At 66.1% G+C, this 24714-nt stretch carries 22 protein-coding genes; 6 read left to right on the plus strand and 16 right to left on the minus strand.

The genetic code is table 11. From position 1 onward, the window contains the following. Nucleotides 1-76: 76 nt before the first annotated feature. On the plus strand, nt 77-823 hold the full coding sequence (locus tag AC6H42_RS18235; RefSeq protein ID WP_497548647.1) for a FadR/GntR family transcriptional regulator: 747 nt from the start codon (nt 77-79) through the stop codon (nt 821-823). A 119-nt stretch (nt 824-942) separates the two neighbouring features. Here AC6H42_RS18235 and AC6H42_RS18240 read toward each other — a convergent pair whose 3' ends face one another. Beyond that, nucleotides 943-1650: a histidine phosphatase family protein gene (locus tag AC6H42_RS18240; RefSeq protein WP_057153434.1), complete on the minus strand. Its 708-nt coding sequence runs from the start codon at nt 1648-1650 to the stop codon at nt 943-945. Nucleotides 1651-1746: 96 nt separating this feature from the next. On the opposite strand from AC6H42_RS18240, the gene AC6H42_RS18245 reads away from it, so the two are divergent. Then, on the plus strand, nt 1747-2655 hold the full coding sequence (locus AC6H42_RS18245; protein WP_057153433.1) for a LysR family transcriptional regulator: 909 nt from the start codon (nt 1747-1749) through the stop codon (nt 2653-2655). Between the two features lie 19 nt (nt 2656-2674). Here AC6H42_RS18245 and AC6H42_RS18250 read toward each other — a convergent pair whose 3' ends face one another. Continuing rightward, complete coding sequence (locus AC6H42_RS18250) at nt 2675-3439, minus strand: sulfite exporter TauE/SafE family protein (RefSeq protein WP_057153432.1); 765 nt, start codon at nt 3437-3439, stop codon at nt 2675-2677. Between the two features lie 79 nt (nt 3440-3518). Here AC6H42_RS18250 and AC6H42_RS18255 point away from each other — a divergent pair, with 79 nt between their 5' ends. Then, on the plus strand, nt 3519-4436 hold the full coding sequence (locus AC6H42_RS18255; protein ID WP_057153712.1) for a LysR family transcriptional regulator: 918 nt from the start codon (nt 3519-3521) through the stop codon (nt 4434-4436). On the opposite strand, the gene nhaR is transcribed toward AC6H42_RS18255, so the two are convergent. Beyond that, on the minus strand, nt 4402-5301 hold the full coding sequence (nhaR, locus tag AC6H42_RS18260) for a transcriptional activator NhaR (protein ID WP_057153431.1): 900 nt from the start codon (nt 5299-5301) through the stop codon (nt 4402-4404). The two genes, AC6H42_RS18255 and nhaR, sit on opposite strands and share 35 nt — an antisense overlap. A 106-nt stretch (nt 5302-5407) precedes the next feature. Between nhaR and AC6H42_RS18265 the strand changes: the two genes are divergently transcribed. Both AC6H42_RS18265 and AC6H42_RS18270 read left to right on the plus strand, forming a co-directional pair. Then, the gene (locus AC6H42_RS18265; RefSeq protein ID WP_497548648.1) at nt 5408-6373 is read left to right on the plus strand and encodes a TerC family protein; all 966 of its coding nucleotides are present in this window, start codon (nt 5408-5410) and stop codon (nt 6371-6373) included. Nucleotides 6374-6407: 34 nt separating this feature from the next. Next, a complete protein-coding gene (locus AC6H42_RS18270; protein ID WP_057153429.1) occupies nt 6408-6821 on the plus strand; it encodes a tellurite resistance TerB family protein in 414 nt (137 codons plus the stop codon). A 34-nt stretch (nt 6822-6855) separates the two neighbouring features. Here the strand turns inward: AC6H42_RS18270 and AC6H42_RS18275 are convergent, their stop codons facing one another. The 13 genes from AC6H42_RS18275 to AC6H42_RS18335 are packed head-to-tail and all read right to left on the minus strand — an operon-like array spanning nt 6856 to nt 23443. Beyond that, the gene (locus AC6H42_RS18275; protein WP_497548649.1) at nt 6856-7503 is read right to left on the minus strand and encodes a PqiC family protein; all 648 of its coding nucleotides are present in this window, start codon (nt 7501-7503) and stop codon (nt 6856-6858) included. Next, nucleotides 7500-9113 carry a PqiB family protein gene (locus AC6H42_RS18280; RefSeq protein ID WP_057153427.1) on the minus strand — a complete coding sequence of 538 codons (1614 nt, stop codon included), beginning with the start codon at nt 9111-9113 and terminating at the stop codon, nt 7500-7502. The genes AC6H42_RS18275 and AC6H42_RS18280 overlap by 4 nt, the downstream gene beginning before the upstream one ends. After that, nucleotides 9106-10398 (minus strand): paraquat-inducible protein A, encoded by a 1293-nt coding sequence (locus AC6H42_RS18285; RefSeq protein WP_057153426.1) that lies wholly within the window; start codon nt 10396-10398, stop codon nt 9106-9108. Before AC6H42_RS18285 ends, AC6H42_RS18280 begins: the two co-directional genes overlap by 8 nt. A 33-nt stretch (nt 10399-10431) precedes the next feature. After that, nucleotides 10432-12150, minus strand: a complete 1719-nt coding sequence (locus AC6H42_RS18290) for a putative bifunctional diguanylate cyclase/phosphodiesterase (RefSeq protein WP_497548650.1) — start codon at nt 12148-12150, stop codon at nt 10432-10434. Beyond that, nucleotides 12147-13385, minus strand: coding sequence for a Zn-dependent hydrolase (locus AC6H42_RS18295; protein ID WP_057153425.1), 1239 nt, complete (start codon nt 13383-13385; stop codon nt 12147-12149). Before AC6H42_RS18295 ends, AC6H42_RS18290 begins: the two co-directional genes overlap by 4 nt. A gap of 52 nt (nt 13386-13437) precedes the next feature. After that, nucleotides 13438-14832, minus strand: a complete 1395-nt coding sequence (hydA, locus tag AC6H42_RS18300; protein ID WP_057153424.1) for a dihydropyrimidinase — start codon at nt 14830-14832, stop codon at nt 13438-13440. Nucleotides 14833-14851: 19 nt separating this feature from the next. Continuing rightward, the gene (locus tag AC6H42_RS18305) at nt 14852-16336 is read right to left on the minus strand and encodes an NCS1 family nucleobase:cation symporter-1 (RefSeq protein ID WP_057153423.1); all 1485 of its coding nucleotides are present in this window, start codon (nt 16334-16336) and stop codon (nt 14852-14854) included. Between the two features lie 48 nt (nt 16337-16384). Continuing rightward, nucleotides 16385-17665, minus strand: a complete 1281-nt coding sequence (gene preA, locus AC6H42_RS18310) for an NAD-dependent dihydropyrimidine dehydrogenase subunit PreA (RefSeq protein WP_057153422.1) — start codon at nt 17663-17665, stop codon at nt 16385-16387. Then, nucleotides 17665-19032, minus strand: coding sequence for an NAD(P)-dependent oxidoreductase (locus AC6H42_RS18315; protein WP_057153421.1), 1368 nt, complete (start codon nt 19030-19032; stop codon nt 17665-17667). Before AC6H42_RS18315 ends, preA begins: the two co-directional genes overlap by 1 nt. Before the next feature lie 37 nt (nt 19033-19069). After that, nucleotides 19070-20572: a CoA-acylating methylmalonate-semialdehyde dehydrogenase gene (locus tag AC6H42_RS18320; protein ID WP_057153420.1), complete on the minus strand. Its 1503-nt coding sequence runs from the start codon at nt 20570-20572 to the stop codon at nt 19070-19072. Between the two features lie 14 nt (nt 20573-20586). Then, the gene (gene ald, locus AC6H42_RS18325; protein ID WP_057153419.1) at nt 20587-21702 is read right to left on the minus strand and encodes an alanine dehydrogenase; all 1116 of its coding nucleotides are present in this window, start codon (nt 21700-21702) and stop codon (nt 20587-20589) included. 32 nt (nt 21703-21734) lie between these two features. Continuing rightward, nucleotides 21735-23051, minus strand: a complete 1317-nt coding sequence (aptA, locus tag AC6H42_RS18330; protein WP_497548651.1) for an omega-aminotransferase AptA — start codon at nt 23049-23051, stop codon at nt 21735-21737. A 17-nt stretch (nt 23052-23068) separates the two neighbouring features. Then, a complete protein-coding gene (locus tag AC6H42_RS18335) occupies nt 23069-23443 on the minus strand; it encodes a hypothetical protein (RefSeq protein ID WP_229418070.1) in 375 nt (124 codons plus the stop codon). Here AC6H42_RS18335 and AC6H42_RS18340 point away from each other — a divergent pair. Next, on the plus strand, nt 23331-24704 hold the full coding sequence (locus AC6H42_RS18340) for an aminotransferase-like domain-containing protein (RefSeq protein ID WP_373888161.1): 1374 nt from the start codon (nt 23331-23333) through the stop codon (nt 24702-24704). The genes AC6H42_RS18335 and AC6H42_RS18340 overlap by 113 nt on opposite strands. Nucleotides 24705-24714: the final 10 nt, after the last annotated feature.

Consider the following 24714-nt stretch of genomic DNA (forward strand, 5'->3'; position numbering starts at 1 on the left):
TCGTCTGACAACTTGGAAGCAAGTATAATCATCACTTTTAGAAAACGCAACTTGTGTTTTGAGACCCAGCCCATCCATGGAATCAAGCCGCCCCACCCCCGCCCCGCCCAAACCGCGCTCGCTGGCGCACGGCGTTGTCAGTTACGTCGCAGACCTGATCAAGGACGGCCGCATCGCACCCGGCGAGAAGGTGCCATCCGAGGCGGAGATCATCCGCGCGCTGGGCGTGAGCCGCTCGGTGGTGCGGGAAGCGATTTCGCATATGCAGGCGGCCGGCATGGTCGAGACCCGCCAGGGCGTGGGCACCTTCGTACTGGACCGCACGCCGCAGCATATGGGCCTGGCGGCCAAGAGCGCGATGACCAAGGAGGACGTGCTGTCCATCCTGGAACTGCGCATCAGCCTGGAGACCGAGGCTGCGGGCCTGGCCGCCAGCCGCCGCAGCGAGCCGCAGCTGGCAAGGATCCGCGCCGCGCTGGACGCCTTCCTGGCACGCTGCGACAGCGGCGGCGAGACGGCCACGGCGGACACGCAGTACCACCTGTCCATAGCGCAGGCCGCCAACAACCCCTATCTGCGCGATGTGCTCAGCCACATCAACCTGGAACTGCTGCCGCGCGCGCGGCAGACCTCCGCCCACATCCCGCGCGACGCGCCCGAGATCTACCTGGAACGGGTGCGGCGCGAACATGAGGATATCTACAGCGCCATCGCCCGCCAGGACCCCGAATCGGCCCGCGCGGCCATGCGCACCCACCTCAGCAACAGCCGCGAGCGCCTGCGGCGCGCGCACGAACAACACGAAGCAAGCAGGCAGCCCTGAGAGCACGCCCGATGCCACGCGCTCGGGCTTTTTTTCGCCCACACCCGTCAGACGTCTGACAGGCAAGCACAAAAAAAGACGGCGAAACGCCGTCTGCATTGTTGTTGAATTTATCAGGATTACCGGTAAGTAACGCTATTCGCCTCGCCCAGCCACTCCAGGTGCGCGTAATTGTTCAGGTAATTCACACTGGTCTTGCCCGGACGGTGCTGCAGCTTGGTCAGCGAGCAGTTGGCGATGGACCAGTTCAGCTCCAGCGTCTTGTGGTCAGGCAGGTCCAGCAAATGCTGGCAGATTGCCGAAATCGTACCGCCCGAGGTGAACACCACCGTGGTTTCCGACTCCGCCCGCTGCGAGGTCAGGCGTTCCAACGCCGCCACGCAGCGCGCCTGGAAGGCCTGCCAGGTCTCGGTGTAGTCGCCATCGTGTTTGCCACCCATCCAGCGCTGCATGGCCGCCACGAAGATATGCTCGAAGGCGTGCTTGGGATCGGCCTGGCGCGCCGCGTACGCCCTGAACGCTTCCGGCGAGGCAAACTCCGGGCAGTGCCTCACCAGTACTTCGACGTGGTTGAACTCCGCGAAACCCGGATCGGTAAGCCATTCGGTATCGGCCAGCAGCGTGCGGGCCAGTTCGGACAGGCAGCTGTCCGCCGTCTGCCGGTGGCGCACCATGCCGCCGCACACCACGCGCTGGAAAACCTGGCGGCTGTTGGCGAACCATTGCCCCAGCAGGCGCGCCTGCTCGAAGCCCAGCGGGGAAAGCTGGTCGTAGTTGGCGGATCCGAACGAGGCTTGGCCGTGGCGAACCAGGTAAATTTGTCCCATCGCGCGTCCTCCGTGTAACAAAAAGAATAAAACACAGCTTAGCGCCCGATGTAGAATTCATCAAATGAATAGTTTTAATGCATCCCAATAAACATCATGCATATATCCAAGGTCGACCTGAATCTGTTTGTCGTGTTCGACGCCATCTACACGGAGGGCAGCCTGACACGCGCCAGCCTGAAGATGAACCTGACGCAGCCGGCCGTCAGCCACGCGCTGGCGCGCCTGCGGCAGTTGCTGAACGACGCGCTGTTCGAGCGCCAGGGCCACGTGATGGTGCCGACGCCGCTGGCGCGCAGCATCATCGAGCCGGTCCGGCAGGCGCTGCGCGGATTCGAAGTCACCCTGAGCGGCGCCGAGCGCTTCGACCCGGCCACCAGCGAACGCACCTTCACGCTCGCCATGCGCGACGTGGTCGAGCCCACCATCCTGCCGCCGCTGATGGCGCGCATCGCATCGGCCGCGCCGTCGGTCGGCGTGAACGCGCTGCGGGTGGCGCGCGGCGAACTGGAAGGCGAGCTGGCCGCCGGCAGCATCGACGCGGCGATCGACCTGCTGCTGCCGCTGTCCAAGGACATCCGCCAGATGCGGCTGCCGTCCGACCAGACCGTGGTGCTGGCGCGCGCAGCCCATCCGCAGGTGCAGCATGCGCTGGACCTGGAGATGTATCTGCGCCAGGAGCATATCCAGGTCAGCTCGCGGCGCAGCGGGCCCAGCCTGGAGGATGTGGAGCTGAGCCGGCGCGGCCTGCAGCGCCGCATCCGCATGCGCTGCCAGCACTACTATACCGCCTGCACGGTGGTGAGCCAGACCGACTTGCTGCTGACCATGCCCGAGCGCTACGGCCAGGTGCTGAACCAGCAGTTCGGCCACCAGATGCTGGCGCTGCCGCTGGAGCTGGCCCATATCGACAACCAGCTGTACTGGCACGCCAACGTCGACAGCGATCCCGCCAACCGCTGGCTGCGCGAGCAGATCGCCGAAGTGCTCAGCACGCTGCCGTGACCCGCGCATTGCGCGGCGCTTAGTGCCAGGCCGCGTCCAGCGCCAGGTGCATGCCCAGCAACAGGAGCGCGAACAGGAAGCACTTGCGGAATAGCGCGGGCGCCATCAGGCTGCGCAGCCGCTGCCCCAGCAGCATGCCCGCCACCGCCGGCAGCTGCGCCACGAAGGACATCCCCGCCGCCGCCGGCTGCCAGGCGCCGCGCGCCGCCAGCGACACCGCCAGCGCCACCGTGGACACCGTAAACGCCAGCCCCATGGCCTGTACAAGATCGTCCTTCTCCAGCTCCAGCGCCTGCAGGTAGGGCACGGCCGGGATCACGAACACGCCGGTGGCCACCGTGATGGCGCCGGTCACCGCTCCCACCGCCGGCGACATCATCGCCTCGCTGGCGCGCAGGCGCCAGCGCAGCGACAGCAGCCCCATCGCCGCATACGCCACCAGCGCCACGCCCAGCGCGCCGCTGGCCATCTTCGCATCGGCCGCCACCGCACCGCCCATCATGCCGCCCATCAGCGTCCCCGCCACCGTGCCCAGGCCGGTACCGACGCAGATCCCCGCCATCATCGGCCACAGGCGCTGCCACAGCGGATACACCGGCGCGCCCGACAGCAACTGCCATACATTCGTCAAAAGCGAAGGCACGATCAGCAGCGCCGCCGCCTCCACCGGCGTCATGACAAGGCTGAGCAGCGCCAGCGCCACCGTCGGCAGCCCCATGCCGGTCACGCCCTTCACTATTCCTGCGAGCAGGAACACCACGGTAATGTAGATGATATTTTCCATAGCCCGCAGTCTGGCACGCCGCGCCGGCAAGGAAAATGTGGAATATACTCACCCTGCCTACGTAAAATCCGAAGACACCATGCGATTCGACCTGACCGACCTGCGCCTGTTCCTGCACGTGGCCGAGAGCGGCAGCATCACAAGCGGCGCCGAACAGTCGCACCTGGCGCTGGCGTCGGCCAGCGCGCGCATACGCGGCATGGAGGACATGCTGGGCGTGCCGCTGCTGGAGCGCGGCAGGCGCGGCGTGGAAACCACCGAGGCGGGCCGCACGCTGCTGCACCACGCGCGCATGATCACCCAGCAGATGGAAAAGATGCGCGCCGACCTGGGCGAGTACGCCTCCGGCCTGAAGGGCCATGTGCGAGTGCTGTGCAATACCTCGGCGCTGGCCGAATTCCTGCCCGAGGCGCTGGCCGGCTTCATGGCCGCCCACCCACACGTCAACATCGACCTGGAGGAGCGCCTCAGCTACGACATTGTGCAGGCCATGAAAGGCGGACTGGCCGACATCGGCGTGATCGCGGACTCGGTCGACAGCACCGGCCTGGAAATCTATCCCTTCCGCGACGACCGGCTGGTGCTGGCCATGTCGCCGCAGCACCCGCTGGCGGCGCAGCTCAAGCGCAAGCGCAGCATGGCCTTCACCGATGCGCTCGGTTACGACTTCATCGGCCTGGCCGGCGACAGCGCGCTGCACAAATACATCGCCGGCCACGCCGCGCGGCTGGGCAAGCGGCTGATCTACCGCGTGCGCCTGCGCAGCCTGGATGCGGTATGCCGCATGGCCGCCAGCGGCGCCGGCCTGGCGGTGCTGCCGGAATCGGCGGTGCTGCGTTCGCGCGGTGCGATGGACATCCGCCACGTCCACCTCACCGACCCGTGGGCGGTGCGCAAGCTGCTGATCTGCGTGCGCCACTACGCCGACCTGCCGGGCTACGCGCGCGAGCTGGTGGATGCGCTCAAACCGACAGCGTCCGCTGGGCGGCCTGGCTGATGGCTTGCGTAATCGGATGGCTGATGCGGCGCTCGGTGGTGATCGCATAGACCCGTTCACGCAGCGCAGGAACGCTGCCCACCACCACCACGCCGTACTGCTGGCACACGCGGCCCGCAATGGCGGCCGGCACGAAGAACAGCCCCGCGCCGGACTGGCCGAAGGCCTTGATCATGGCGCTGTCGTCGAATTCGCCGACCACGCGGGAATGCGCCACGTGCTCCTGCAGCCACTGCATCAGCTTGGGGCGCACGGCAAAGTCCTCACCCGGCAGCAGCAGCGGCGCGTGGTTCAGGCACGCCGGGAATGGTCCCCGCAAGCCCGCCGCCAGTCCCGGTGCGGCCAGCACCTGCAACTGGCTCTCGCCCAGCAGGTGGCTGTAGCCGCGCACATGCAGGTGGCCGGGCATGGCGCGGTCCGCGATGATCAGGTCCAGCTTGTGCACCGCCAGGTCGGCCAGCAGGGCCTCCATGCGGCCTTCGCGGCAAATCAGCCGGGTGGGGGACGGCAGCGACAGCGCCGGGGCCACCAGCTCGCAGGCAATCGCCTTGGAGACGGAGTCGGACACGCCGACGCGGAAGCTGGCAGTGGCGGTGGCGGCCTGGTCGCGCACCACTTCCAGCAGCTCGTCGCCGGAGCGGAATATCTCTTCCGCGTGGTGCAGCATGCGCTGGCCGGTATCGGTCAATTCCAGCCTGCGGCCCACGCGGCGGAACAGTTCCACGCCCAGCGTGTCGGCGAACTCGCTCAGTTGGCCGGAGATGGATTGCGGCGTCAGGTGCAGCTGCTCGGCCGCCTTGGCGATGCTGCCGGTGCGCGCCACCATCCAGAAATATCGCAGGTGCTTGAAGTTCAGTGTCGTCATCGGCTGCTCCTATACCTCAGTTTTCTCGATGTATCGACCAAGTATATTCGAATTGTTCGATTCCAGCCGAGTGCTTACCATGGTCTTTCGACAAAGGAGGTTGGCTATGAACGGTTTGGAGCAATTTGCGACAGCGCCCATGTGGGCCGGCTTCGTCGTCTTCGTGCTGGCGATGCTGGCACTGGACTTGTACGTCTTTGGCGGCGACAAGGCGCACAAGGTCACGGTGCGCGAGGCGGGCACCTGGTCGCTGATCTGGTTTTCGCTGGCACTGCTGTTCAATGCCGGCCTGTGGTGGTATCTGCAGGGCGCCGTCGGGCCGGAAATCGCCGAGCGCAAGGCGCTCGAATTCCTGTCGGGCTACCTGATCGAGAAGGCCCTGTCGGTCGACAACATCTTCATCTTCCTGCTGATCTTCTCGTCCTTCCACGTGAAGCCCGAGTACCAGCGCCGCGTGCTGATTTACGGCGTGCTGGGCGCCATTGTGATGCGCGCCGTGATGATCATGGCCGGCGCCTGGGTGGTGAGTGAATTCAGCTGGATGCTGTACGTATTCGGCGCATTCCTGGCGATTACCGGTATCCGCATGATGGTGGCGGCCGACCATGAGCCGGACCTGCAAAAGAATCCCGTGCTGCGCCTGGCGCGGCGCCACCTGCGGGTGGCCGAGGGCGACCATGGCGAGAAGTTCTTCGTCTTCAAGGATGGCCTGCGCTACGTGACGCCGCTGTTCCTGGTGCTGATCCTGATCGAGGCGACGGACCTGGTGTTCGCGGTCGATTCGATCCCGGCCATCTTCGCCATCACGTCGGACCCGTTCATCGTATTCACGTCGAACATGTTCGCCATCCTGGGCCTGCGGGCGCTGTACTTCCTGCTGGCCGACATAGCGGGCCGCTTCCACCTGCTGAAGTATGGCCTGGCCATGGTGCTGGTGTTCATCGGCGCGAAGATGCTGATCATGCCGTGGTTCCACATGCCGGTGCATATCTCCCTGGCCGTGGTGGCAACGCTGATCGCAGGCAGCGTGATAGCCAGCCTGTACGCGACACGCGATAGCAAGCACAACTGATTTCACCCGATACACTCGAAGAAGGAGCAACACAATGCGACACTACATGCCAAACAGCGCCAGCGCGGCGGGCCGTATCCTGGCGCTGGCCATGGTGGTCGACGGCCAGATGGCACCGTCCGAGCTGCGCGCGCTGGAACGTTCGCGCCTGCTGGAACATATCGACATCGACCTGGATACCTTCCATGACCTGGTGCAGGAACTGTGCTACGACCTGCTGAGCAGCAGCGTGAAGCAGGACTATGTCGAACTGGACCCGGCCAACATCGACATGCTGCTGGCCGATATCACGGACTCGGAGCTGCGCCGCGAACTGCTGCGCGGCATGTGGAATATCGCCGATGCCGACGGCGTGCTGGCCGACGGCGAAGCCAAGCTGCTGGCGCGCGCTTGCGCGGTGTGGGCGGCCGAATCGCGCTTCATCACCGAGCCGGACCTGGCCGAATAGCGCCTATTGGGCCGGCGGCCGCCAGCCCTGCCGCCTAAGGCGAGGCCGGCGCCGCCGCCGGGCATCCCGGCGCGGCACCGGTGTTCATCGCGCGGATAGCCTGCGAGATATCGGCCGCGATGCGCGCGACCGCGCGGCGGTGGCCCGCCACCAGCGCGTCGTAGCCCGGCGCGACCTTTTCCTCGGCGGCGCTGCGGCAAGTCAGCAGCTTGCCGCTGCCGCTGCCGATTCTGCGCACGCTCCATACGGCATCCACCAGCGCGTACTGGCCGGGCGCGGATTCAAACCGCTGCACATTGGTGCTGACGCGGTAGACCGTGGCCTGTTCCGGCGTCGGCGTGCGGTACACGTCGATGGCGCCCAGTTCGGCGGTCACGCCCAGCGACAGCGCCTGCCCGATTTCGGACGCCAGCGGTGCAGCCCAGCGCTCCTGCTCCAGCAAGGCCACCCTGCCCGCGCCGCTGGTCACCACCAGCTGGTTGCGGCTGACCTGCTGCGGCACGGTGACCGCCTGCAGTTCGACGTACAACGGTGCAGCCGACGCCGGCCCGGCGGCCGGCGCTGCGGGCTGCGCCGCGCCAGCGGAGAGGCTGTAGAAACGCTCGGCCGGCAGCGATCCGGCGCACCCCGCCAGCAGCGCGGCGCCAGCCACCCAGGCGGCATTGCGGAAGGACTGCATCATTTCTTGTCTCCTTGCTTGCCCCGGATCAGCGACTCGGGATGGCGTTCCAGGTAATCGGACAGCGCGTTCAGCGACTGCATGGTCTGCGTCAGCTGCTGCAGCGCTTCGCGCAGGTCGGACTGCACCGGCGAATCCTTTTGCAGCAGCAGCTCGGCGGTACCGAAGGTCTGCCGGGCAGCGCCCAGCGTCTCCTTCATTTCCGGCACCACTTGCGCGTCGAGCTGCCTGAACAGCGCGTTGGCGTTCTTCAGCGTGGCGTTCAGGTTGTTGCCGATGTCCGCGAACGGCACCTGGTCCAGCTTGCGCGCGATACTGGCAATTTGCGTCTGCAGTTCTTCCAGGCTGTTCGGCACAGTCGGTATCTCCAGCGGATACTGGTCCACGTCCAGCTTTACCTGCGCCGAATTGGGGAAGAAATCGAGCGCGATATACAGCTGGCCGGTCAGCAGGTTCCCGGTGCGCAGTTGCGCGCGCAAGCCGCGGCTCACCATGCGCTCCAGCACCTCTGAACCGGCCTTGCCCTCGGGGTCCGCCGCCAGCGCCTGCTGGAAGCGCTTGCCCAGCCGCGCCGGATACAGGTCCACCGTCACCGGCATGCGGAAACTCTTCTTCTTCGGATCGAACTCCACGCCCACCGAGCGCACCTCGCCCAGCACGATGCCCCGGAAGTCCACCGTGGCGCCAGGCGACAGGCCGCGCAGCGACTGGTCGAAATAGAACACGCTCGATATCGGCTGCCCGTCCGGCTCGCGCATGGCGCCGGCCTGGTCGTCGGCCAGCAGGAACTCCGAACCGGCCGGCGCCACCGCATCCGGCTTCTGCCCGCTCAGCGACTCGAACGCGATGCCGCCCACCAGCAGCGCCGCCAGCGATTGCGTATTGAGCTTGAAGCCGCTCGAATCCAGCCGCAGGTCCACCCCGCTGGCGTGCCACCAGCGCGTGTTCTTGCCCACGTGCTGGTCGTACGGCGCGTTGACGAACACCCGCATACTCACGCCGGTGCCCTTGGGCTCCAGCGCGAAATCGATCACCTGCCCCACCTGGATGCGGCGGTAGAACACCGGCGAACCGATATCGATCGAGCCCAGGCTGTCCGCGTGCAGCGTAAACTGGCTGCCCTTCTGGTCCACCGTCACCGGCGGGGCGCGCTCCAGCCCCGTGAATTTCCCGGTGCCCAGCGCGCCCTTGCCGGCATCGACGCCTATGTAGGCGCCCGACAGCAAGGTGCCCAGGCCCGACACGCCGGACGCGCCCACCCGCGGACGCACCACCCAGAAGCGGGTGTCGGCCGCCGTGAAGCGCTTGGCTTCCTTGCTCATCTCTATCGTCACCAGCACCTTGGACAGGTCCTCCTGCAGCGCGATGGTGCGCACAATGCCGATGTCCACATCCTTGTATTTCACCTTGGTCTTGCCCGCCTCCAGGCCGTCGCCGCTGCGGAAGCTCACCTCCACCACCGGTCCCTGGTCCAGCACCGACTTGGCCACCAGGCCCAGGCCGATCAACGCCGCCAGCAGCGGCACCAGCCATACCAGGGAAGGCAGCCAGCGGCTGGCCTTCTCCACCTGCGGCTCGTGTAGAACGGGAAGTTCGCCTTCGTGTTCAGGCATGGTTCTCTCCAGATTTCTGTACAGGATCCCAGATCAGGCGGGGATCGAATTGCATGGACGCCAGCATGGTCAGCACCACCACCGCGCAGAACGCCAGCGCGCCCGGACCGGCGGTGATGACGGCCAGCGAACTGAAACGCACCAGCGCCACCGTGAGCGTGATGACGAAAATATCGAGCATCGACCAGCGGCCGACGAATTCCACCATCCGGTACAGCACCGTACGCTGGCGCGGCCGCCAGCGCGAGCCGCGCTGCGAAGTGTACGCCAGCAGCGCCAGAGCGCCCAGCTTGGCCACCGGCACCACGATGCTGGCGATGAAGATAATGGCCGCCAGCGCCGGCGAGCCGCTGTTCCAGAAATAGACCACGCCGCTGATGATGGTGTCGTCCTCCTTGCCGAACAGGGACCGCGTGTGCATCACCGGCAGCAGGTTGGCGGGAATATAGAGAATGGCCGCGCCCAGCAACAGCGCCCAGGTGCGGCCTATGCTGTCCGGCAGCCGGCGGTGCAAGGTGCTGCCGCAGCGCGCGCAGTGCTGCCGCTGGCCCGGTCCATGCGCGCCCTTGTCGGCGGCCACCAGGCCGCAGGCGTGGCATGCCAGCGGATGGGCGCCGCCGGCCAGGGCCGCGCAGCGCATCGGCGAATCCGCCGGCAGCGCCGTCGCCTCCGCAGCGGGCGCATCGACCCGGTCGCCGATAATCCACAGCGCGCGCGGATCGAACGACACCACCACCGTCAGCAGCAGTGTCAGCGCGCCGAAAGCGAACAGGCCGGGCTGCGCAATTACCTGCGCCAGGCTGGTCATCTTGATGATGGTGATCAGGATGCCTATCATCAGCACCTCGGTCATGCCCCACTGGCGCGCCTTGCGCACCGCGCGCAGCAGGCGGTGGAAGCCCGGCGGCCGATAGCCGGCGCGCAGCGCCAGCGTGACGTACAGCAGCGCGCCCAGTTCAATGGCGGGGAAGACGATGGTAAACAGCAGCACATTCACCGCCACCACTTGCATCTGCTCCTGCCACAGCACGCGGATGGCGCCCAGGAGCGTGGCGCTGGTGGTGTAGCCGTTGACATCCAGTTGCACGATGGGGAAAAACTGGGCGATCAGAAACACAATGACGGCGCCCAGCGTGATGGCGGCGATCCGGTCCAGATTGGGCGGAGAACCGCGGTACAGCACCGAGCCGCAGCGCACGCAGCGCGCCTTCTCGCGCCGTCCGAGCGGATGCCTGCGATGCAGCAAGCCGCAGTCATGGCAGCTGATCAGATCATTTCGGTGCATGCACAGATTCTTACTCGCGTGGGCCAGCCTGCATCATACGTGAAAACCAGCCAGCGCCGCCTGTGCGATGAACGCTTCCAGCGCCTCCGGCGCCAGCGGCTTGCTGTACAAATAGCCCTGGAACAGGTGGCAGCCGCCCTCTTCGACCAGCGCCAGCTGCGCCGCAGTCTCCACGCCTTCGGCCATCACCTCGATGCGCAGCGCCTTGCCCAGCCCGGCGATGGTGTGCACGATAGCCTTGCCGTGGCGCCCGGTGCCCGCGTCCCAGATGAAGGAGCGGTCTATTTTCAGCTGCTCGAGCGGCAGCCGGTGCAGATAGGACAGCGACGAGTAGCCGGTGCCGAAATCGTCCAGCGAAAAACCCACGCCCACCGCGCGCAGGCGCTCCATGCGCGCGATGGTGGTCTCGACGTCCTTCAGCAGCAGGCTCTCGGTCAACTCCAGCTTGAGCCGGTCCGCCGGAGCGCCGGTCTCGGCCAGCGCGGCCAGCACCTGCTCGACGAAGTCGGGCCGGTGGAACTGCTGCGCGCTGACGTTGACCGCCATGCGCAGCCCCGCCGTACGCGGCTCGGCCGCCCAGCGCGCCAGTTGCGCGCAGGCCGTGCGCAGCACCCAGCTGCCGAGCGGGATGATGATGCCGGTTTCCTCGGTCAGCGCGATGAATTCGCCCGGCGGCACCATGCCGCGCTGCGGATGGCGCCAGCGCAGCAGCGCCTCGGCGCCCGTCATTTGCAGGCGCAGGTCGCACTGCGGCTGGTAGTGCAGCTCGAACTGGCCCTGGCCCAGCGCCTGGCGCAAGTCCGCTTCCAGCGCCGCGCGCGCCGCCACGCGCTGCTCCATGCCGGCCTCGAACCAGGTGCTGGTATTGCGCCCCGCAGCCTTGGACTGGTACATGGCCAGGTCGGCCCGCTTCAGCACCTCGTCCGTGCTGCCGCTGGTGCGGTCGATGATGGTGACGCCCACGCTGGGCGTGCTGTAGTGCTGCACGCCGTCAATCTCAAATGGCGTATCGAAGGCGCGCAATATCTTGTCGGCCACCTCGCGCGCGTGCTGCGCCGCAGCCTCGCCGCCCTGGCCCACTTCTTCAAGCAGCACCACGAATTCGTCGCCGCCGAAGCGCGCCACGGTGTCGCTGGCGCGCACCGACTGCTTGAGCCGTTCGCCCACCTGCTGCAGCAGCATGTCACCCTTGTCGTGACCGCGCGCGTCGTTGACGGACTTGAAGTTGTCCAGGTCGATGAACAGCACCGCGCCGCACTGGTGGCTGCGCTTGAAGCGTTCCAGCGCACGGCCGATGCGGTCGACCAGCAGCTGGCGGTTGGGCAGGCCGGTCAGGCGGTCGAAAAAGGCCAGTTTGTGGAATTCGGCTTCCTGCGCCTTGCGCGTGCTGATGTCGAGGAAGTAGATCGCAAGGCCCTCGTCGGAAGGGTAGGCACGCACCTCGGTCCACAGGTCCAGCGGTTCGTAATACTCTTCAAACAGCACCGAACTGCGGGTGGCGATGGCCTGGTGGTAGGCCTGGTAGTACGGCCCGCCCACCGCCTCCGGGAATTTTTCCCAGATATTCATGCCGATCACCTCCTGCCGCTTGCATTGCAGCAGGCGCTCGGCTTCGCGGTTGATGAAAGTGAGGCGCCAGTCCCGGTCCAGCATCAGGAAGGCGTCCGAGATGTTGTCGAGCGTGGATGCGAGACGCGCGCCCAGCCGCTGAGCTTCGGTATCCCTGGGCGGCGGGCGCGGATCGCTGGTCATTGCATGGCTCTTGCCCGCTCCAGCATGGCGTGCAGCAGCACGTTGCAGCCGGCTTCGAGGTGTTCGGCTTTCGCGTCCTCGATTTCATTGTGGCTGATGCCATCCTTGCAAGGCACGAAGATCATGCCGGCCGGCGCCACGCGCGCCGCATAAATGGCGTCGTGGCCCGCGCCCGACACCACGTCCATGGTGGAGTAGCCCAGCTTGGCCGTCGCACTGCGCACCGCGTCCACGCATTCCGGGTGGAAGGGACAAGGCGGATAGTAGGAAACCCGCTCGATCTGGATGCCGAGGCCTGTTTCGCTGCGGGTTTTGTCGATGAAGGCCAACATTTCCTCGTGCATGGTATTCAGCAGTTCGTCGTTCACGTTACGCAAGTCTATGCTGAATTTGACCTCGCCGGGGATAACATTGCGGCTGTTGGGAAAAACCTGCAACATGCCGACCGTGCCGCGTCCGTACGGCGGATAGCGGTTTGCAATGGCCACCACTTCCTGGATGATGCGGGTGGACACCTGCATCGCGTCCTTGCGCAGGTGCATCGGCGTGGGCCCGGCGTGCGCCTCCATGCCGGTGACAGTGCAGTCGTACCACGACAGCCCCATCACGGCGGGCACCACGCCGATCACCTTGTCCTCGTCCTCCAGCACCGGGCCCTGCTCGATATGGGTCTCGAAGTAGGCGCCGATGGGGTGCTGGCCGGGAACCTGGTCGCCCTTGTAGCCGATGCGTTCCAGCTCTTCGCCGACGGTCTTGCCCTCGGTGTCCCTGGCGGCGTAGGCATGCTCCAGCGTGAAGGCGCCGCAGAACACCCCGGACCCCATCATCACCGGCACGAAGCGCGAACCTTCCTCATTGGTCCAGAAGGCCACTTCGACCGGCGCTTCGGTCTGTACGCCGTGGTCGTTCAGGGTGCGCACCACTTCGATGCCGGCCAGCACGCCGTAGTTGCCGTCGAACTTGCCGCCGGTAGGCTGGGTGTCGATATGGCTGCCGGTCATGATGGGCGGCAGCGCGTTGTTGCGGCCGTCGCGGCGCATGAAGACGTTGCCGATCTGGTCGATGGTGACGCTCATGCCGGCCTCTTTCGCCCAGCCGACCACCAGGTCGCGGCCCTGCTTGTCCAGGTCCGTCAGGGTCAGGCGCTTGACGCCGCCTTTTTCGGTGGCGCCGATCTTGGCCAGTTCCATCAGCGAGGCCCACAGGCGCTCGCCGTTTACGCGTAATTCACTCATATCGATCTCCTGAAGAAACCTGGGGTCAGCCCCTTGGGTCTGACCCCGGCATTTATGCGGCGGTAACTGGCTTGAACGCCGGGCGGTCGATGTGGCGGCCGGCACCCTCTTTCGCGCGCAGCTCGCCCTGGTGCCAGACGATATTGCCGGCCGCCAGCGTGGTGGTCGGTACGCCCTTCACGGTGCGCCCTTCGAACACGTTGAAATCGCCCTTGGCGTGCTGGGTCTTGGCCGAGATGGTGCGCGTGGCCTGCGGGTCCCACACCACGATGTCCGCGTCCGAACCGACCGCGACCAGGCCCTTGCGCGGGTAGATGTTGAAGATCTGCGCCGCATTGGCCGAGGTCACCTTGACGAACTCGGACGGCGTCAGGCGGCCGGTGTTCACGCCCGCGTCCCAGATCACCGCCATGCGGTCTTCCACGCCGCCGCAACCGTTCGGGATCTTGCTGAAGTCGTCCTTGCCGGCGGCTTTCTGCCCGGCGCAGAAGGTGCAGTGGTCGGTAGCGGTGGTGTGCAGGTTGCCTCCTTGCAGGCCGTGCCACAGCGCGGCCTGGTGCTGCTTGCTGCGGAACGGAGGGCTCATCACGTGCGCCGCCGCGAACGCGAAATCCTCGCTCTGGTAGACACTGTCGTCGATGATCAGGTGGCCAGCCAGCGCCTCGCCGTACACGCGCTGCCCGTTGGCGCGCGCCCGCGTGATGGCCTCCAGCGATTCCTGGCACGACACGTGCACGATGTACACCGGCGTGTGCAGCACGTCCGCAATGGCGATGGCGCGGTTGGCCGCCTCCGCTTCCACGGCGGGCGGGCGCGACAGGGGATGCGAACTGGGTCCCGTCAGCCCCTGCCGGATCAGGTCCTGCTGCAGCTGGTACACCAGTTCCCCGTTTTCCGCGTGCACGGTCGGTATCGCGCCCAGTTCCAGGCAGCGGCGGAAGCTCTTCACCAGCGTTTCATCGTCCGCCATGATGGCGTTCTTGTAGGCCATGAAGTGCTTGAAGCTGTTCACGCCGTGGCCGCGCACCAGCGTTCCCATGTCGCGGTGCACGCTCTCGTCCCACCAGGTAATGGCGACGTGGAAGGTGTAGTCGCCGGCCGCCTTCTGCGCCCAGCCGCGCCACTGGTGGTAGGCCTCCATCAGCGATTGCTGGGGATTGGGTATGACGAAGTCGATAATGGTGGTGGTGCCGCCCGCCAGGCCGGCCGCCGTGCCGGTGAAAAAGTCGTCGGCCGTCACCGTGCCCATGAAGGGCAGGTTCATGTGCGTGTGCGGGTCTATCCCGCCCGGCATCACGTACTGGCCGCTGGCGTCGATGACGGTGGCCGACGCCGGCGCATCCAGGTTCTCGCCGACGGCGACGATCTTGTCGCCGTAGCACAGCACATCGGCCTTGAACGCCCGGTCGGCATTGACGACGGTGCCGCCGCGAATGATGGTGGTCATGTTGTGGTTCTCCAAAAGTCTAAGGCTGTGCGGCCGGCCGCAGCGTGGCCGCCGCGCGGCCCTTCATCAGGACGCCGTACACCAGCGCCGAGATGGCGATGCCGACGAACCATGCATAGGTGTAGATGGTCTTGAACGCCTCGCCGACGCCGGGGAAGGAGGCCGGGAAGGCCGCGTTCAGGAAGCCGGGAATGTTCGGCGCCACGCCCAGGATGAAGGCGACGATAGCGGCCGTGTTCCACCCCGTGCCATAGGAATACTGGCCGTCCTCGCGGTACAGGTCCGCCACCTTGAGCTCCGTCTTGCGGATCAGGTAGTAGTCGATGATGAGGATGCCCGCGATAGGCCCCAGCAGCGCCGAGTAGCCGATCAGCCAGGTGAAGATGTAGCCCTGGGTGGACTCCAGCAGCTTCCACGGCATCATGACGATGGCGATGGAGGCGGTAATGTAGCCGCCGGCGCGGTAGCTGATCTGCCTGGGCGCCAGCGCGGAGAAGTCATACGCCGGGCCAACCAGGTTGGCCGCCAGGTTCACGCTCACGGTATCGATCAGCAGGATGATCAGCGCCACCAGCACCGCCACGCCGGTCATGCGGCTGGCCAGGTCCACCGGATCCCAGATCGCCTTGCCGTACAGGACCACCGTGGCCGACGTGACGATCACCGCCAGCGCGGCCAGCAGGCCCATAGGCACCGGCAGGCCCACGCTCTGGCCCAACAGCTGGTCGCGCTGGGTCTTGGCAAAACGGGTGAAGTCGGGAATGTTCAGCGCCAGCGTGGCCCAGAAGCCCACCATGGCCGTCAGCGACGGCCAGAAGGTGGACCAGAACTGGCCGGCCTTCTTGCCGCCCTCGACGAACTGCGATGGCTGGTCCAGCAGCGGGCCGAAGCCGCCGGCCTTCTGGTACACCCAGCCGAGCAGCACGAAGCAGATCAGGATCTTCAGCGGGGCGGTGTAGGTTTCCAGCTTGCGGATGGCGTCCATGCCGTGCACGATGTACCAGAACTGGATGGCCCAGAAGGCCAGGAAGCACAGCAGCTGCATGCCGTTGATGCCCAGGCCGGCGATCTTCTGGCCGCCGATCTCGCCGCCCAGCATGACGCCGATCAGCGTGTAGATCATCTGGCCGCCGAACCAGGTCTGGATGCCGTACCAGCCGCAGGCGACGATGGCGCGCATCAGCGCCGGCAGCCGCGCTCCGGAGGTGCCGAAGGAAGCGCGCGCCAGCACCGCGTACGGTATGCCGTACTTGGTGCCGGCGTGGCCGATGGCCAGCATCGGCAACAGCACGATGGCGTTGGCGATGAACACGGTAAACACGGCCTGGTAAGCCGACATGCCGCCTTCGATCAGGCTGGCCGACAGCGTGTAGGCCGGGATGCACATCACCATGCCGACCCACAGCGCGGCGAAGTGGTACCAGCGCCAGGTGCGCTGGGCGGCGCTGGTGGGGGCCAGGTCTTCGTTCCAGAGTTGGGTGCTGCCGGACAAATCATTGTTCACTGCATCTCTCCCGGGAAGTTGCGCTCTTTGGCGGATTTGTAAGGCGGGTTACGCAGCTTTGACTTCGCGGCGCGGGTTGCGGGGATCCTGCGTCCAGTTCATGTACGGCTTGCCGGTATCCTGCGGCACCATGGTAATACAGCCTTGCACCGGGCAGGTGATCTCGCACAGGTTGCAGCCCACGCATTCCTCCTTGATAACCTCGTAGGTGCGCACGCCCGCCGCGTCGATCAGCTGCGCGATGGACTGGTGCGAGGTGTCCTCGCAGGCCACGTAGCAGCGCCCGCACTTGATGCATTCGTCCTGGTTGATCTGCGCGATCACCTGGTAGTTCATGTCCAGGTATTTCCAGTCGGTGGTGTTGGGCACCGCCTTGCCCATGAATTCGCCGACATTCTTGTAGCCCTTCTCGTCCATCCAGCGCGACAGCCCGTCCTTCATTTCCTCGACGATGCGGAAGCCGTGCAGCATGGCCGCCGTGCACACCTGCACGCAGCCTGCGCCCAGCGCGATGAACTCGGCCGCGTCCTGCCAGTTGCCGATGCCGCCGATGCCCGAGATCGGCAAGCCCCGGGTCTGCGGATCGCGCGCGATCTCGGCCACCATGTTCAGCGCAATCGGCTTGACCGCCGAGCCGCAGTAGCCGCCGTGCGTGCTGGCGTTGCCCACCGCCGGGAAAGCCACCATGCGGTCCAGGTCCAGGTGCGTGATGGAGTTGATGGTGTTAATCAGCGACACCGCGTCCGCCCCGCCGGCCTTGGCGGCGCGCGCCGGCGCCCGCACGTCGGTGATGTTGGGCGTGAGCTTGACGATCACCGGCAGCCTGCTGTGCGTCTTGCACCAGCGCGTCACCATCTCCACGTATTCGGGCACCTGGCCCACGGCCGCGCCCATGCCGCGCTCGGGCATGCCGTGCGGGCAGCCGAAGTTCAGCTCGATGCCATCCGCGCCGGTCGCTTCCACCAGCGGCAGGATGTCGGCCCACAGCTTTTCCTCGCACGGCAGCATCAGCGAGACCACGATGGCGCGGTCCGGCCAGGCCTTCTTCACCTCGGTAATCTCGCGCAGGTTGATCTCCAGCGAGCGGTCGGTGATCAGCTCGATGTTGTTGAAGCCCAGGACCTCGCGGTTCTTGCCGTAGTGGGCCGAGTAGCGCGACGACACGTTGACGGCGGCGGGATCCTCGCCCAGTGTTTTCCACACCACGCCGCCCCAGCCTGCCTCGAATGCGCGCACCACGTTGTACGCCTTGTCGGTCGGCGGCGCGGAGGCCAGCCAGAACGGGTTGGGCGATTTGATGCCGCAGAAGTTGACGCTCAGATCGGCCATTATGCAGCCTCCACTTTGTTAAGGATGTCGTGATGAATCGCTTGCGCGGCCAGCTTGCCGTGCTGCACCGCCTGCACCGTCAGGTCCTGCCCCGGCGCCACGCAGTCGCCGCCGGCGTACACGCCGGGCACCACGGTGCGGTAATGACCGTCCACGTGGATCTTGTCGCCGTCGCGGGCAATGGTGGAGGCCATGGCGTCGGCCAGGCTGGCGTCGTCCATGCTCTGTCCGATGGCCTTGAACACCGCGTCGGCCGGCAGCTCGAAGGTGACGCCGGTACCGATCAGGCGGCCGTTCTCCAGCACGGTGTTTTCGAAGCGCATGCCGCACACCTTGCCGTCGCCGTCCAGCAGCACCTGCTGCGGCGCGGCCCAGGTGCGCATGCGCACCTGGTTGGCCTTGGCGATTTCCTGCTCGTGGGGCGTGGCGCTCATGTCCTCGAAGCCGCGCCGGTACACCAGCGTGACTTCCTCCGCGCCCAGGCGCTGGATCTGCACCGCCATGTCGATGGCAGTATTGCCCGCACCGATCACGATGGCGCGCTTGGGCACCGGCAGCTTGCTCAGGTCGGCGGCCTGGCGCAGCCCGGAGATATAGTCCACGGCCGCCAGCAGGCCAGGCGCATCCTCTCCGGTCAGGCCCAGCCGGCGCGACGCGCCCAGGCCCAGGCCCAGGAACACCGCGTCGTACTGCGCGTGCAGGTCTTTCAGTTGCAGGTTGCCGCCCAAGGTCTGGCCGTGGCGCACTTCGATGCCGCCTATGCCGAGCAGGAACTCCACTTCCTTCTGCGCGAAGTCGTTGGTCAGCTTGTACTTGGCGATGCCATATTCATTCAGGCCGCCGGACTTCTCCTGCGCCTCGTAGATCACCACGTCGTTGCCCAGCATGGCCAGGCGGTGCGCGCAGGACAGGCCTGCGGGGCCGGCGCCCACCACGGCGATCGTCTTGCCGGTGGACGGCGCGCGCTGGAAGGGATGGCCGGTGATGGTCATGTTGTCGAGCGCGTAGCGCTGCAGCAGGCCGATCTTCACCGGCTGTCCTTCCGCGTCGTGGTTGCGCACGCAGGCGTCCTCGCACAGGATCTCGGTGGGGCAGACGCGCGAGCAGCTGCCGCCGAGGATGTTCTGCTTCAGGATGCCGACCGCCGCGCCATTCACGTTGTGGTCGTGGATGTTGCGGATGAAGCTGGCCACGTCGATCTCGGACGGGCAGATGCGCGTGCACGGCGCGTCGTAGCAATACAGGCAGCGTGCGCTTTCAATCGCCGCCTGGCGCGCGTTGAGCGGCGGCGCCAGGTCGGTGAAGTGCTCGCCCAACTCGGCGTTCGTGGCTTTCGGCTGCGGTAAATGAGTCAGTGTGGCGATCATGTTGTTATCCCGTGTTTTTATCCAGACTCCGAAAAAGTCACTTCATCTGCGGAAATGCAAATTCCGCGCCAGCACTGGCGGTGTTGGGCCAGCGCTGCATCACGGCCTTGTGGCGCGTGTAGAAACGCACGCCTTCCGGACCGTAGGCGTGATGGTCGCCGAACAGGCTGCGCTTCCATCCGCCGAAACTGTTGAAGGCCATCGGCACCGGCAGCGGGACGTTCACGCCCACCATGCCGACCTGGATCTGGCGCACGAATTCGCGCGCCACGCCGCCGTCGCGGGTGAAGATGGCCACGCCGTTGCCATACTCGTTGGCGTTGATGAGTTCAACCGCGTGCACCACGTCCGGACAGCGCATCACGCACAGCACGGGGCCGAAGATTTCTTCCTTGTAGATGGTCATGTCGGAGGTGACGTGATCGAACAGGGTGCCGCCGACGAAGAAGCCGTTCTCGCGTCCCGGCACCTTGAAGTCGCGGCCGTCCACCACCAGCGTGGCGCCCTGCTCCACGCCTTCGCCGATCAGGCGCTCGATGCGCTGCTTGGCCGCGCTGGTGACCACGGGCCCCATTTCAGCGCCTGCCTCCATGCCGTCGCGTACTTTCAGTGCGGCGGTGCGCTGTTTCAGTGCGCCCACCAGCTTGTCGCCCGCGTCGCCAACGGCCACCACCACCGAGATCGCCATGCAGCGCTCTCCGGCCGAGCCGTAGGCCGCGCCCATCAGCGCATCGACCGCCATGTCCATGTCCGCGTCCGGCATCACCACCATGTGGTTCTTGGCGCCGCCCAGGGCCTGCACGCGCTTGCCGCTTGCGCTGCCGCGCGCGTAGATGTATTCGGCGATCGGCGTGGAGCCGACGAAGCTCACCGCCTGCACCACCGGATGGTCCAGGATCGCATCGACCGTCACCTTGTCGCCCTGGACCACGTTGAACACGCCGTCCGGCAGGCCGGCTTCCTTCAGCAGCCTGGCGTGCAGCAGCGACGGCGACGGGTCGCGCTCGGACGGCTTGAGCACGAAGGTGTTGCCGCAGGCGATGGCCACCGGGAACATCCACATCGGCACCATCACGGGGAAGTTGAACGGCGTGATGCCGGCCACCACGCCCAGCGGCTGGCGCATGGACCAGGCGTCGATGCCGCGCGAGATCTGGTCGGTGAATTCGCCCTTCAGCAGTTGCGGGATGCCGACTGCGAACTCCACCATCTCGATACCGCGCGCCACTTCGCCCTGCGCGTCGCTGAAGGTCTTGCCGTGCTCGCGGGTGAGCATGGCGGCGAATTCGTCGGTGTGCTGCTGGCACAGCTGCAGGTACTTGAACAGCACCCGCGCGCGCGTCAGCGGCGGCGTAGCGGACCAGGAGGGGAAGGCTGCTGCTGCGGCTTGCACCGCCGCGTCCACTTCCTCCGCCGTACCCAGCGCCACGCGCGCAACCGGTTCGCCCAGCGCGGGATTGAACACGTCCGCGTAACGGCCGCTTTGCGTGTCGGCCTTGGCGCCGTTGATGTAATGGGTGATGGTGTCGAGATTACTCATGCTGCTTGCTCCGGTCAGGCCAACAGCGAGTCGGCCGAAATATAGGGATAGCCCAGGCCGTGCGCCACCGCTTCATAGGTGACATGGCCCTGGCAAACGTTCAATCCGTTCTTCAAATGCGGGTTCGCCTGCAGCGCGCGCTTCCAGCCCTTGTCGGCCAGCGCCACGGCATGCCCGATGGTGGCGTTGTTCAGCGCGAAGGTGGAGGTGCGCGCCACCGCGCCCGGCATGTTCGCCACGCAGTAGTGCACCACGCCGTCCACGATGAAGGTGGGCTGCTCGTGCGTGGTGGCGTGCGAGGTTTCGAAGCAGCCTCCCTGGTCGATGGCCACGTCCACCACCACCGCGCCCTTCTTCATGCGCGAAATCATGTCCTTGGTCACCAGCTTGGGTGCTGCCGCGCCGGGCACCAGCACGCCGCCGATCACCAGGTCCGCGTCCAGCACCGCTTCTTCGATGGTGTGCGCGTTCGAGTACATGGTGGAAACGCGGTTGCCGAACACCAGGTCGAGCTGGCGCAGGCGGTCCACGCTTTTGTCGAGCACCGTCACGCGCGCCCCCATGCCTACCGCGATCTGCAGCGCATTGGTGCCCACCACGCCGGCGCCGATGATGGCCACGTGGCCCGGCGCCACGCCCGGCACGCCGCCCAGCAGCAGGCCCATGCCGCCCTTGGATTTCTCCAGGTGCGCGGCGCCGGCCTGGATAGCCATGCGGCCCGCCACTTCGCTCATCGGCGCCAGCAGCGGCAAGCCGCCGTTGGGGCCGGTGATGGTTTCATACGCCAGGCAGACCGCGCCGGATTTCACCAGCGCGCGGGTCTGCTCCGGGTCGGGAGCCAGGTGCAGGTAGGTGTACAGGATCTGGCCTTCGCGCAGCATGGCGCATTCCTGCGGCTGCGGCTCCTTCACCTTGACGATCATCTCCGCGCGCGCGAAGATCTCCGCCGCCGTATCGAGAATGGAAGCGCCCGAGCCCTCGTACATCGCGTCGGTCAGACCGATGGCCGCGCCTGCGTTCTTCTGCACCAGCACCTGGTGTCCGCGCAGGACCAGCTCCTTGACGCTGGCCGGGGTAAGGCCAACGCGGGATTCCTGATTTTTGATCTCTTTCGGTACGCCTACTAGCATGACTGTCTCCTTGTGGGTTTAGCCGTACAGTTTTAGTCCAGGTTTTTCAGCACCTTCGCCAGCTTCTCGAACAGTTCGTCGATATGTTTTTTCTCGAACACCAGCGGTGGCGACAGCGCGATGATGTCGCCGGTGGTGCGGATCAGGATGCCGTCCGCGAAAGCCTTCTTGAACGCGCTGAAGGCGCGCGTGCCCGGCTTGCCTTCGATCGGCGCCAGCTCGATGCCGGCGATCAGGCCGATGCTGCGGATGTCGATCACGTGCGGCAGGCCTTTCAGCGAATGCACCGCGTCGGCCCAGTATTGCTGGATGCCCTTGGCGTGCTCCAGGATGTTCTGTTCCTTGAACACCTGCAGCGTCGCCAGCGAGGCGGCGCAGGCCACCGGGTGGCCCGAATAGGTGTAGCCGTGGAACAGCTCGATGCCGGCCGGCGCTTCCATGAACGCGTCGTGGATGAACTTCTTGGAGAACACCGCGCCCATCGGAATCACGCCGTTGGTCAGGCCCTTGGCGGTGGTCATCATGTCCGGTTCGACGCCGAAGTAGTCGGCCGCGAACGGCGTGGTGAGGCGGCCGAAGCCGGTGATCACTTCATCGAAGATCAGCAGGATGCCGTGCTTGGTGCACAGCTCGCGCAGGCGCTTCAGGTAGCCCTTGGGCGGTATCAGCACGCCGGTGGAACCGGCCACCGGCTCCACGATCACCGCCGCGATGGTGGACGCGTCGTGCAGCGCCACGATGCGCTCCAGTTCGTCGGCCAGGTTGGCGCCGTGCTCCGGCTCGCCGCGCGTGTAGGCGTTCTTCTCCAGGTTGTGCGTGTGCGGCAGGTGGTCCACGCCGGGCAGCATCACGCCGTAAGGCTTGCGGTTGCCGGCGATGCCGCCCACCGAGATGCCGCCGAAGCCCACGCCATGGTAGCCGCGCTCGCGGCCGATCAAACGGGTGCGGCTCGCCTCGCCGCGCGCCTTGTGGTACGCCAGCGCGATCTTGAGCGCCGTGTCCACCGCCTCGGAACCGGAGTTGGTGTAGAACACGTGGCCGAACTTGTGGCTGGTGTATTCCATCAGCTGCTCGGCCAGGTCGAAGGCGGCGGGATGGCCCATCTGGAAGGTGGGCGCGAAATCGAGCTGCCCTATCATCTCGCGCACCGCCGCCACGATCTTGGGCTGCGCGTGGCCGCAGGGAACGCACCACAGGCCGGCCGTGCCGTCCAGGATGGCGTTGCCGTCCACGTCCTTGTAGTAGACGCCTTCGGCCGACACCAGCAGGCGCGGATTGGCCTTGTAATCGCGGTTGTTCGTAAAGGGCATCCAGAAAGACGACATGGATGCCGGGCGGGACTCGTTCATGCATTTCTCCTTATTTTTTACAAACCGTAAAAATCTTTACCAGTTGGCAAAATCATGGTGCAATAATAGTCAGCAGCTTCACTATGGCACAGATACACAATCAGCAAAACCAGCCAACCGTACAGGTCACAAAAACGATACAGTTTTGTAATAACTTTATTTGGAAACCAATGAATGGATGAGGCGGCAAGCACGGCATCGGCAAAGGCGCAAGGCTGCGGCCCCGGCGAGGGCGGCGGCTGGCCCGTGCTGTCCATAGAGCGGACGCGCAAAGGCAGCCTGGTGGACCAGATCGTTTCCGCCATCACGGCCATGGTAGCGCGGCGGGAGTTGCGCATCGGCACCAAAATGCCGTCGGTTAGACAATTCGCAAAGTGTAATGGCGTGTCCACCTTTACAGTTGTCGAGTCCTACGACCGCCTGGTCACGCTCGGTCTGCTCTCCTCGCGGCGCGGCTCCGGCTATTTCGTGGCCCGCCAGGACGTGCCCGCCACCTTGCTGCCGCAGCCCCACCACCCCGCCCCGGTGCACATCGACGCGCTCACGCCCGAACTGTATTCCGGCGTGTCCGAAGCGCTGCCGGTGGGCGCCGGCTGGCTGCCGCCCGAGTGGTACGGCGAGGACACCATCCTGGACGCGGTGCGCCAGGCCATGCGCATTCCCGCCAACCGCCTGCGCGGCTATGGCCACCCGCTCGGCTTCCCCACGCTGCGCCAGCACATGGCGGCGGTGCTGAGCGACGAACTGTACCCGGTGGAGCCGGAACAGATCCTGCTCACGCACGGCGCCACCCACGCCTTCGACCTGGTGCTGCGCAGCCTGACCAAGCCGGGCGACACGGTGCTGGTGGAAGACCCCGGCTACAGCAACCTGCTGTCGCTGATACGCCACCACGGCTGCATCCCCGTCGGCATTCCGCGCGACGCCAACGGCCTGGACATGGCGGCGCTGGCCGAGCAGGCCAGGGCCCACAGCCCCAAGCTGATGTTCGTCAACACGGTGCTGCAAAACCCGCTCGGCACCTCGCTCACGCACGCGCAGGCGCACCGCCTGCTGGCACTGGCCGAGCAGTTCGACTTCTGGCTGGTGGAGGACGACATCTACCGCGAGCTGACCCAGCGCGGCGAGGCTTCGCTGGCGGCCATGGACGGGCTGCGCCGGGTGATCCGCGTGGGCAGCTTTTCCAAGACATTGTCGCCGGTGCTGCGGGTCGGTTCCATCTCGGCCTCCAACTCGCTGCTGCCGGAACTGCTGCGCGTGAAGATGCTGGCCGGGCTGACCACCTCCGAGATCAATGAACGCGCCGTGTTCCACGCGATCACCGCGCGGCCCTACCGGCGCATGGTGGAGAAGCTGGCCGGCGAGCTGGACGAAGGCCGCCGGCGCAGCGTCGAGAACCTGGCTGCGGCCGGCATGCGGCCGCTGGCGCAGCCGCGCGGCGGCATGTTCGTCAGCGCCGGCTGGGAGCGGGAAGCGACGGCGGACATGAACGGCAGGACCATTGCCGACCTGGCGCTGAAGTCCGGCATCCTGCTCTCGCCGGGCGAGTTTTTCATGCTGCGCCCGTGCACCAGCATCTGGTTCCGTTTCAACGCCGCCTACAGCGACAGCCCGCAGCTGCGCCAGTTCCTGCAATCGGTTCGACCAAGTTGAAAGAAAAAGC

The sequence above is a fragment of the Massilia sp. NBRC 108631 genome (assembly GCF_059704565.1).

Coding starts and splice junctions, on each gene's coding strand:
- AC6H42_RS18235 (WP_497548647.1), top strand. CDS start 77: ATGGAATCAAGCCGCCCCACCCCCGCCCCGCCCAAACCGCGCTCGCTG.
- AC6H42_RS18240 (WP_057153434.1), bottom strand. CDS start 1,650: ATGGGACAAATTTACCTGGTTCGCCACGGCCAAGCCTCGTTCGGATCC.
- AC6H42_RS18245 (WP_057153433.1), top strand. CDS start 1,747: ATGCATATATCCAAGGTCGACCTGAATCTGTTTGTCGTGTTCGACGCC.
- AC6H42_RS18250 (WP_057153432.1), bottom strand. CDS start 3,439: ATGGAAAATATCATCTACATTACCGTGGTGTTCCTGCTCGCAGGAATA.
- AC6H42_RS18255 (WP_057153712.1), top strand. CDS start 3,519: ATGCGATTCGACCTGACCGACCTGCGCCTGTTCCTGCACGTGGCCGAG.
- nhaR (WP_057153431.1), bottom strand. CDS start 5,301: ATGACGACACTGAACTTCAAGCACCTGCGATATTTCTGGATGGTGGCG.
- AC6H42_RS18265 (WP_497548648.1), top strand. CDS start 5,408: ATGAACGGTTTGGAGCAATTTGCGACAGCGCCCATGTGGGCCGGCTTC.
- AC6H42_RS18270 (WP_057153429.1), top strand. CDS start 6,408: ATGCGACACTACATGCCAAACAGCGCCAGCGCGGCGGGCCGTATCCTG.
- AC6H42_RS18275 (WP_497548649.1), bottom strand. CDS start 7,503: ATGATGCAGTCCTTCCGCAATGCCGCCTGGGTGGCTGGCGCCGCGCTG.
- AC6H42_RS18280 (WP_057153427.1), bottom strand. CDS start 9,113: ATGCCTGAACACGAAGGCGAACTTCCCGTTCTACACGAGCCGCAGGTG.
- AC6H42_RS18285 (WP_057153426.1), bottom strand. CDS start 10,398: ATGCACCGAAATGATCTGATCAGCTGCCATGACTGCGGCTTGCTGCAT.
- AC6H42_RS18290 (WP_497548650.1), bottom strand. CDS start 12,150: ATGACCAGCGATCCGCGCCCGCCGCCCAGGGATACCGAAGCTCAGCGG.
- AC6H42_RS18295 (WP_057153425.1), bottom strand. CDS start 13,385: ATGAGTGAATTACGCGTAAACGGCGAGCGCCTGTGGGCCTCGCTGATG.
- hydA (WP_057153424.1), bottom strand. CDS start 14,832: ATGACCACCATCATTCGCGGCGGCACCGTCGTCAATGCCGACCGGGCG.
- preA (WP_057153422.1), bottom strand. CDS start 17,665: ATGGCCGATCTGAGCGTCAACTTCTGCGGCATCAAATCGCCCAACCCG.
- AC6H42_RS18315 (WP_057153421.1), bottom strand. CDS start 19,032: ATGATCGCCACACTGACTCATTTACCGCAGCCGAAAGCCACGAACGCC.
- AC6H42_RS18320 (WP_057153420.1), bottom strand. CDS start 20,572: ATGAGTAATCTCGACACCATCACCCATTACATCAACGGCGCCAAGGCC.
- ald (WP_057153419.1), bottom strand. CDS start 21,702: ATGCTAGTAGGCGTACCGAAAGAGATCAAAAATCAGGAATCCCGCGTT.
- aptA (WP_497548651.1), bottom strand. CDS start 23,051: ATGAACGAGTCCCGCCCGGCATCCATGTCGTCTTTCTGGATGCCCTTT.